Source organism: Streptomyces albidochromogenes (assembly GCF_005981925.1).
Lineage (GTDB): Bacteria > Actinomycetota > Actinomycetes > Streptomycetales > Streptomycetaceae > Streptomyces > Streptomyces albidochromogenes.
On the sequence record NZ_VBVX01000330.1, the window covers coordinates 1 to 6,838 of the forward strand.

The 6,838-nt window shown below is 68.6% G+C and carries 5 protein-coding genes; 4 read left to right on the forward strand and 1 reads right to left on the reverse strand.

The window, feature by feature from the left end:
* Positions 1 to 413: 413 nt before the first annotated feature.
* The 4 genes from rpsL to tuf all read left to right on the forward strand — a co-directional run bounded on the left by rpsL (position 414) and on the right by tuf (position 4,765).
* Entirely contained in the window at positions 414 to 785 is a 372-nt protein-coding gene (rpsL, locus tag E2E34_RS29040) for a 30S ribosomal protein S12 (protein ID WP_003948652.1), read from the forward strand.
* Positions 786 to 787: 2 nt separating this feature from the next.
* Positions 788 to 1,258, forward strand: coding sequence for a 30S ribosomal protein S7 (rpsG, locus tag E2E34_RS29045; protein ID WP_028812383.1), 471 nt, complete (start codon positions 788 to 790; stop codon positions 1,256 to 1,258).
* A gap of 38 nt (positions 1,259 to 1,296) precedes the next feature.
* The gene (fusA, locus tag E2E34_RS29050) at positions 1,297 to 3,426 is read left to right on the forward strand and encodes an elongation factor G (protein ID WP_138904861.1); all 2,130 of its coding nucleotides are present in this window, start codon (positions 1,297 to 1,299) and stop codon (positions 3,424 to 3,426) included.
* A gap of 145 nt (positions 3,427 to 3,571) precedes the next feature.
* Entirely contained in the window at positions 3,572 to 4,765 is a 1,194-nt protein-coding gene (gene tuf / locus E2E34_RS29055; RefSeq protein WP_069927451.1) for an elongation factor Tu, read from the forward strand.
* A 116-nt stretch (positions 4,766 to 4,881) separates the two neighbouring features.
* Here the strand turns inward: tuf and E2E34_RS29060 are convergent.
* The coding region (locus tag E2E34_RS29060) for a PIG-L family deacetylase (RefSeq protein ID WP_138904862.1) at positions 4,882 to 6,838 on the reverse strand (1,957 nt) is incomplete at its 5' end.

A 6,838-nucleotide genomic window follows, 5' to 3' on the forward strand; every position in this document is an offset into this window, starting at 1 on the left:
CCCCCGTACGCGACGCCCCGGCCTCCCGGCGCACCACCCGCGCCACCCTGGTCCCGAAGAGCCGCAGCTCGAAAGTTCCGACGATACCGAGACTCCGCGCGGCCCGGCTCTCCTCCCGCGAGGACCGCGAGGAGGGGCGGGGCCCCTGACCGGCTGCCCGGCCTGTCCCGCGCGTGGGCATTTGTTTTGACCGGAGTCCATGAGGTAGGTACGCTCAGACCTTGTGCCTGGGGTGTGTCTGGGCTCCCGTGCGTGCGTATGTCCGTTCGGTGAGAGCCAGGTCTACAACACACCGCAACCTGTGTCTTCTTCGCAATCGCGGGGACTTGCAGTGTTCGACACACCCGACCGCGTGGGTCGGTGGTGTTCCAGGTTAGTTTCACAGTGATCGGCACACAGAAACCGGAGAAGTAGTGCCTACGATCCAGCAGCTGGTCCGCAAGGGCCGGCAGGACAAGGTCGAGAAGAACAAGACGCCCGCACTCGAGGGTTCCCCTCAGCGCCGCGGCGTCTGCACGCGTGTGTTCACGACCACCCCGAAGAAGCCGAACTCGGCCCTGCGTAAGGTCGCGCGTGTGCGTCTGACCAGCGGGATCGAAGTCACTGCTTACATCCCGGGTGAGGGACACAACCTGCAGGAGCACTCCATTGTGCTCGTGCGTGGTGGCCGTGTGAAGGACCTGCCGGGTGTTCGCTACAAGATCATCCGCGGTTCGCTCGACACCCAGGGTGTCAAGAACCGCAAGCAGGCCCGCAGCCGCTACGGCGCCAAGAAGGAGAAGTAAGAATGCCTCGTAAGGGCCCCGCCCCGAAGCGCCCGGTCATCATTGACCCGGTCTACAGCTCTCCTCTTGTCACGTCGCTGATCAACAAGATCCTGCTTGACGGCAAGCGCTCCACCGCCGAGCGCATCGTCTACGGCGCCATGGAAGGCCTCCGCGAGAAGACCGGCAACGACCCGGTCATCACGCTGAAGCGCGCGCTCGAGAACGTCAAGCCCTCGCTCGAGGTCAAGTCCCGCCGTGTCGGTGGCGCGACGTACCAGGTGCCGATCGAGGTCAAGCCCGGTCGTGCGGCCACCCTCGCGCTGCGCTGGGTCGTGGGTTACTCCCGCGCCCGTCGTGAGAAGACCATGACCGAGCGCCTCATGAACGAGCTGCTCGACGCCTCGAACGGTCTTGGCGCTGCCGTCAAGAAGCGTGAGGACACCCACAAGATGGCCGAGTCCAACAAGGCCTTCGCGCACTACCGCTGGTAGTCGCTACCCACATCGAGACCGAGAGAAGATTGAGCCTTATGGCCACCACTTCGCTTGACCTGGCCAAGGTCCGCAACATCGGGATCATGGCCCACATCGACGCGGGCAAGACGACCACCACCGAGCGGATCCTCTTCTACACCGGTGTGTCTTACAAGATCGGTGAAGTCCACGACGGCGCTGCCACGATGGACTGGATGGAGCAGGAGCAGGAGCGCGGCATCACGATCACGTCTGCCGCGACGACCTGCCACTGGCCGCTCAATGAGGTTGATCACACGATCAACATCATCGACACCCCGGGTCACGTCGACTTCACCGTCGAGGTGGAGCGTTCGCTCCGCGTCCTCGACGGCGCCGTCACCGTGTTCGACGGTGTGGCGGGCGTCGAGCCGCAGTCCGAGACCGTGTGGCGTCAGGCGGACCGCTACGGCGTTCCGCGTATCTGCTTCGTCAACAAGCTCGACCGCACCGGCGCCGAGTTCCACCGCTGCGTCGACATGATCGTCGACCGCCTCGGTGCGGTTCCGCTGGTCATGCAGCTCCCCATCGGTGCTGAGGCCGACTTCAAGGGCGTCGTCGACCTCGTGACGATGAAGGCCTTTGTCTGGTCCGCCGAGGCCGCCAAGGGCGAGATGTACGACATCGTCGACATCCCGGACACGCACACCGAGGCCGCCGACGAATGGCGCGGCAAGCTCCTCGAGGCCGTGGCCGAGAACGACGAAGAGATGATGGAGCTGTACCTGGAGGGCACCGAGCCCTCCGTGGACCAGCTGTACGCCGCCATCCGTCGCATCACGCTCGCGTCCAAGGGCAGCGCCGACTCCGTCACCGTCACCCCCGTGTTCTGTGGCACCGCGTTCAAGAACAAGGGCGTCCAGCCCCTGCTCGACGCGGTCGTGCGTTACCTGCCTTCCCCCCTGGACGTCGAGGCCATCGAGGGCCACGACGTCAAGGACCCGGAGAAGGTCGTCCAGCGCAAGCCTTCCGACGACGAGCCGTTCTCCGGTCTTGCATTCAAGATCATGAGCGACCCGCACCTCGGCAAGCTCACCTTCGTCCGGGTGTACTCGGGCCGCCTCGAGGCCGGCAGCTCCGTGCTGAACTCGGTCAAGGGCAAGAAGGAGCGCATCGGCAAGATCTACCGCATGCACGCGAACAAGCGTGAGGAGATCGCGTCGGTGGGCGCCGGCGACATCATCGCCGTCATGGGCCTGAAGCAGACCACCACCGGTGAGACGCTCTGCGACGAGAAGAACCCGGTGATCCTGGAGTCCATGGACTTCCCGGCGCCGGTCATCGAGGTCGCGATCGAGCCCAAGTCCAAGGGTGACCAGGAGAAGCTGGGTGTAGCCATCCAGCGTCTCTCGGAGGAGGACCCCTCCTTCCAGGTGCACACCAACGAGGAGACCGGCCAGACCGTCATCGGCGGTATGGGCGAGCTTCACCTCGAGGTTCTTGTCGACCGCATGAAGCGCGAGTTCCGCGTCGAGGCGAACGTCGGCAAGCCCCAGGTCGCTTACCGCGAGACGATCCGCAAGGCCGTCGAGCGCATCGACTACACGCACAAGAAGCAGACTGGTGGTACCGGCCAGTTCGCGAAGGTGCAGATCGCCCTTGAGCCCATCGAGGGTGGCGACGCCTCGTACGAGTTCGTCAACAAGGTCACCGGTGGCCGCATCCCCCGGGAGTACATCCCGTCGGTGGACGCGGGCGCGCAGGAAGCCATGCAGTTCGGCATCCTGGCCGGCTACGAGATGGTGGGCGTCCGCGTCACCCTTCTCGACGGTGGTTACCACGAGGTCGACTCCTCCGAGCTCGCCTTCAAGATCGCCGGTTCGCAGGCGTTCAAGGAGGGTGCCCGCAAGGCCTCTCCCGTTCTCCTCGAGCCGATGATGGCCGTCGAGGTCACCACGCCCGAGGACTACATGGGCGATGTCATCGGCGACCTCAACTCCCGCCGTGGCCAGATCCAGGCCATGGAGGAGCGCAGCGGCGCTCGCGTCGTGAAGGGCCTCGTGCCCCTCTCGGAGATGTTCGGCTACGTCGGAGACCTCCGCAGCAAGACCTCGGGTCGCGCAAGCTACTCGATGCAGTTCGACTCCTACGCCGAGGTTCCGCGGAACGTCGCCGAGGAGATCATCGCGAAGGCCAAGGGCGAGTAGCTCCCCCGAGTTGACGCTTTAGGCTTGACCCGACTGCCGGGGTTTCCCCCGCGACCCGCAAGGGAAGCCCCGGCCGTCGGCATCCCAGCAAAGATCACCTGGCGCCGATGAAGCAAGGCGTACAGAACCACTCCAGGAGGACCCAGTGGCGAAGGCGAAGTTCGAGCGGACTAAGCCGCACGTCAACATCGGCACCATCGGTCACATTGACCACGGTAAGACGACCCTCACGGCCGCCATTACCAAGGTGCTGCACGACGCGTACCCGGACCTGAACGAGGCCTCGGCCTTCGACCAGATCGACAAGGCTCCTGAGGAGCGCCAGCGCGGTATCACGATCTCGATCGCGCACGTCGAGTACCAGACGGAGTCGCGTCACTACGCGCACGTCGACTGCCCCGGTCACGCCGACTACATCAAGAACATGATCACGGGTGCGGCGCAGATGGACGGCGCCATCCTCGTGGTCGCGGCCACCGACGGCCCGATGCCGCAGACCAAGGAGCACGTGCTCCTGGCCCGCCAGGTAGGCGTGCCGTACATCGTCGTCGCGCTGAACAAGGCCGACATGGTGGACGACGAGGAGATCCTGGAGCTCGTCGAGCTCGAGGTCCGTGAGCTCCTCTCCGAGTACGAGTTCCCGGGCGACGACCTCCCGGTCGTCAAGGTCTCGGCGCTCAAGGCGCTCGAGGGCGACAAGGAGTGGGGCCAGACCGTCCTCGACCTGATGAAGGCCGTCGACGAGTCGATCCCGCAGCCCGAGCGCGACGTCGACAAGCCGTTCCTGATGCCGATCGAGGACGTCTTCACGATCACCGGTCGTGGCACCGTCGTCACCGGTCGTATCGAGCGTGGTGTGCTCAAGGTCAACGAGACCGTCGACATCGTCGGTATCAAGGAAGAGAAGACCACCACCACGGTCACCGGCATCGAGATGTTCCGCAAGCTGCTCGACGAGGGCCAGGCCGGTGAGAACGTCGGTCTGCTCCTCCGTGGCATCAAGCGCGAGGACGTCGAGCGCGGCCAGGTCATCATCAAGCCCGGTTCGGTCACGCCGCACACCGAGTTCGAGGCCCAGGCCTACATCCTGTCGAAGGACGAGGGTGGCCGTCACACCCCCTTCTTCAACAACTACCGCCCGCAGTTCTACTTCCGTACCACGGACGTGACCGGCGTCGTTACCCTCCCCGAGGGCACCGAGATGGTCATGCCGGGCGACAACACCATCATGACGGTCGCGCTGATCCAGCCGGTCGCCATGGAGGAGGGCCTCAAGTTCGCCATCCGTGAGGGTGGCCGGACCGTCGGCGCCGGCCAGGTCACCAAGATCACGAAGTAATTTCGTGGCCTGACCTGGTTGCTCCTGAACGAGCACCGAGAGGGGCCCCGGCCCCGCCGTTCGCGGCGGGTCCGGGGCCCTTCGCCGTATCCGGCCGAGCGCTTCGGCGCGGGAGGTCAGGGGCGCCAGATCCAGGGCGCCGCGTCCGGGCCGAGGCCGACCACGGCCGGGCCGTCCGGACCCAGGTGCAGGACCGCGCCCTCCAGCGGCGCCGGCGCCGCACCCGCGCGTCGTACGACGCGGCCGTCACGCAGCAGCTGCACGCGGCCGTCGCGGTCCCGGCCCAGCAGCACCGGCCCGGCCGGTGCGGGTACGGCGCCCACCGCCCCGTACCCGTCGAACCGCATCCGCGCAGGGCGGCCACCGCCCACCCGCGCCGTCGTCAGCCGGGCCGACGCCGGCTGCCGGTAGACGAGGTCGATGCCGCCGCCCGGGGCGGCCAGAGCGGTGGGGGAGCCGCCCGGAGTGGGCAGGCCGGTGGCGGGGCGGGGGCCCATCGGCCGGCCCGGCGCGTCCTGCGTCCAGTGGTGGACGGTCGTGCGGCCGGCCGCGAAGACGTGGACGCGGCCGTCGGAGGCCACCACCGCCGCCAGCCCGTCCTGGACCTCACCGCCGCCCAGGTCCCGCCACGGCCCCCAGCGCCCGGATGCGCCGCGCACGCGTGTGCTGACGCCCTTGTCCGCGTTCCGTACGAAGAGGTGGACCCGCCCGTCGGGCGCGGCCACCGCGACGGGCGAGCCGATGCGGCGCCCCCTGTCCTGCCGCGCCTCCGGGTTGCCGAGGCCCCTCCAGGGGCCGAAGCGCCCGCCGGGTGTCCGCTGTTCGAGCAGCACGATCTCGCGCGTGTTGGCCGCCCCGTGCCCCGCGAGCGCCGAGAACCGCAGCCCGAACAGCAGCTGCCGGCCGTCTCCGAGCGCCGCCCCGCCGAGCGCCGGCGCCAGCGGACCGCCCCCGAGGTCGTCAGGCGCGCCCCACGCGCCGCTGCCCCGCGCGGTCTCCCGCCAGTGCGCGAGGCGCAGGCCCAGCACGCCGTACGCCGTGAGCCGCCCGTCGGGGCCGGTGGTGACGACCGTACGGGCGCCGGGATAGCGGTAGTGCGTCGAGCGGACCCAGCCCTTGCGGTTGGTGAGCGGCCGGTCGCCGCCGACGTTGTAGTCGCCACAGCCCGCCGTGTTCCCGCACGCCCAGTCCGGAGCGCCTCCGTACGGCACGAGGTGCGCGGCCTTCTCCCGGAGCACCTGTTCGGGCAGGTTCTTGGGCCAGTGCCGGTTGTAGTACCCCCGGTAGGACGTCGCGACGAAGCCCGGCACGGTACCGCCGCCCTCCGTCGCCTCCGCGACCCGCCGGATCATCGCGGCCCACGCGAAGGAGGCGACCGCCGTGTGGTCGGCGTGGTCGGAGTACCCCGGCTGCTCGCTGTCGCGGCGGCGGGTCGCCTCGTCGCTGTGCTGGATGTCGGGGTCCGGGTCGAGGGTCTGCACGGTGGTGGGCCGGTAGCGCTCCATGAGCCCCGCGAGGACGTCGACGAGCCCGTCGTGGTCGTACGCCCCGGCCTTCTGAAGCGGCGAGCCGTCGGCCACGACGGTCCGCAGCGACAGGCCGCGCGCCTCCCAGAGACTGGGCAGGCCCATCCGGCCCCACCGGGTGTGCATGGCCAGGTTGAGGAAGACCAGCTCGACCCGGCGGCCCTCGTGGGCGAGCGTGTCGAGCTCGGCCCGGTGGTCGCCCCGCAGGGTGGTCACGGACCTCTGCCACCGGGTGAACCGGGGGAGGCCGAGGAGGGTGGCGTAGGCCTGGCGCAGGCCCTGGTGCCGGGCGGAGGAGTACGCCGTACGGTCGGCCGGCTGCGGACCCGCGCCCGGTATCCGGTTGACGCCGTTGGCCTCGCCCGCGGTGACGTACACGCAGACGAGCGGGACGCCGGAGTCGAGCGTCTGCTGGGTGTCCGGGTTCATGAAGTACAGGTCGTCGTCCGGGTGGGCGAGCACCTGCATCAGCAGCGCGTGCCGCGGCCGGGACATCCGCTTGCCGGGCAGCGGGTCGGGGGCGGGCCCCGTACGGCGTGGGGCGGGC

Coding starts and splice junctions, on each gene's coding strand:
- fusA (WP_138904861.1), top strand. CDS start 1,297: ATGGCCACCACTTCGCTTGACCTGGCCAAGGTCCGCAACATCGGGATC.
- rpsG (WP_028812383.1), top strand. CDS start 788: ATGCCTCGTAAGGGCCCCGCCCCGAAGCGCCCGGTCATCATTGACCCG.